Raw genomic sequence first — 2008 nt, forward strand, 5'->3', positions numbered from 1 at the left:
AATCAAAAGCTTGTTTATTTTTCTCTAATTGGTCTGGCTCCCAGGATATCTTATCTAGTTTTAATCTCATTTCCTGTATACGTTCATCCATCACTGCACCTCCTCTAAATAAACTGTTTCACCGTCTTCCAAAGCACCTTCTTCAATCAATCTATTGATTAATTCTTGTGTGGTTATGGTGGAACTCAATCCTGCAAAATTTCCGTTTTCAGTTTCCTCTAATACAGTCACAATTATTGATTTTTTATCCTTTTCAATTGTTATCATCACGATTCACTCCTTATTTGATCTCTTCTTGCGCCAAAGCAATAATATTGTTCAATCGTCCGTACAGTAGTTGCTTCTCATCTTTAAGTTCATCAACAAGGCGGTGATAATCTCTAAGCACCCCTACCATTTCTCTTGATAAAACCATGAGCGTTCCCCTGTTGTGCTCCGATAGACATTCTCTGATTTCATCATCATTCATTGTCATCAAATCGTTTATACTTGGTTTAATCCTATTTTCCATCACGATTCACTCCTTCATTTGATTAATCATCTATATTTTTGGCAAAACTAACTAACAAAGCACATATGACTCTTGTCAAAGGGGTGACGTTTTGATAATTATATTAGTTGCATCTATTGCTGTTCCGATTCTTATGCTTTATCTAAAAATTAGAAGCAAGAAATTCCAAATAGCTTTTAACGCCCTCGCTGCAATATCAGCAGTTATTTTCGGTGTTATTGCAGCAGTATCTATTCGACAAATTCTAATTGATAACACTGTATTCATGACTGCGATTCATAGCGTATTTCTTAACCCGATTTTTCTAATAACTGGTGCTTACATTGGTTTATTCGCTATTTACAGATTATTGATTTTGACATTAGATGAAAGATAGTAATTTACCTTTCATCTACACCAATCTCATTTGCACTTGAGACAATCGCTTTTTCGCAATCTCTATATATTCTGGATTCAGCTCAATTCCAATAAAATTACGGTTATTCTGCAAAGCTACTAAACCTGTTGTTCCAGAACCAAAGAATGGGTCCAATACAGTGTCATCCACACGTGAACCAGCCAAAATACAAGGTTCAATCAAATCAGTAGGATATGTTGCAAAATGAGCTTCTTTGTACGGCTTGGTTGAGACGGTCCATACAGATCGTTTATTACGCATATCCTTAATGGCTCTAAATGCTAAATCTCCGTACTTTCCAGAAAAAGAACCACTTGGTTTTGAATCTCTTTTGCATCTGTTTTTCGGTCCCTTTACTCCATCAGAACCTCTTATATCTTGAGTTCCGTAAATGGCCGGTTCTTTGATGGCTTCATGGTCGTAATAGTAACTAGGCTGTTTGCTGAAAAGGAAAATATATTCATGTGCTTTAGTTGGTCTGTCTGTCACACTCTCAGGCATTGCATTTGGTTTGTTCCAGATAATATCTGACCTCAAATACCAACCGTCATCTTGTAGAGCAAAAGCTACTCTCCAAGGAATACCCATTAAATCTTTTGGTTTTAATCCGTTTGGAGTTAAAACAGGAAGACCATTCTCCCCCCCCAAGCTGCCCTTATTACTATTTTGTTTCGGGTAAATTCCTGGATAGTTTGCAGCTCCTTTTCCGGATCCAGCGTATGAGTCACCAAGATTGAGCCAAAGAGTGCCGTCATCTTTCAGAACTCGCTTAACTTCTCTGAATACCTCCACTAGATTGGAAACATATTCTGCAACTGTTTTTTCTAATCCAAGTTGGCCATCCATACCATAATCACGTAACCCATAATAAGGAGGACTGGTAACGCAAGTTTGAAAGATGCTATCCGGTATTGTTCTTAAAACAGTTAAGCTGTTGCCTTGCAATATTTGGTTATTGATTATTTTCTCCTCCTTTCAATAGATTTGATTAAACCATCGAACATTTATGAAGTTAGATTATTTCATCATGTATCATTTTTATTGCTTTAAATATCGGATATATTTGCTGTGGTACTACTGCATTTCCTAATCCTTTAATT

General features: G+C 36.5%; 4 protein-coding genes. 1 reads left to right on the forward strand and 3 read right to left on the reverse strand.

Features of this window, described 5'->3' with window-relative positions; all coding sequences use genetic code 11:
- Nucleotides 1-90 precede the first annotated feature (90 nt).
- Nucleotides 91-267, reverse strand: coding sequence for a hypothetical protein (locus tag IEX29_RS26280; RefSeq protein WP_188738839.1), 177 nt, complete (start codon nucleotides 265-267; stop codon nucleotides 91-93).
- A 13-nt stretch (nucleotides 268-280) separates the two neighbouring features.
- Complete coding sequence (locus IEX29_RS26285; protein ID WP_188738841.1) at nucleotides 281-511, reverse strand: hypothetical protein; 231 nt, start codon at nucleotides 509-511, stop codon at nucleotides 281-283.
- 91 nt (nucleotides 512-602) lie between these two features.
- Between IEX29_RS26285 and IEX29_RS26290 the strand changes: the two genes are divergently transcribed.
- Nucleotides 603-887: a transposase gene (locus IEX29_RS26290; protein ID WP_229720415.1), complete on the forward strand. Its 285-nt coding sequence runs from the start codon at nucleotides 603-605 to the stop codon at nucleotides 885-887.
- Nucleotides 888-902: 15 nt separating this feature from the next.
- Here IEX29_RS26290 and IEX29_RS26295 read toward each other — a convergent pair whose 3' ends face one another.
- Entirely contained in the window at nucleotides 903-1754 is an 852-nt protein-coding gene (locus tag IEX29_RS26295; RefSeq protein WP_373290728.1) for a DNA-methyltransferase, read from the reverse strand.
- Between the last annotated feature and the right edge of the window lie 254 nt (nucleotides 1755-2008).

The sequence above is a fragment of the Oceanobacillus neutriphilus genome (genome assembly GCF_014645515.1).
In the GTDB taxonomy this organism is placed as follows: domain Bacteria; phylum Bacillota; class Bacilli; order Bacillales; family Amphibacillaceae; genus Oceanobacillus; species Oceanobacillus neutriphilus.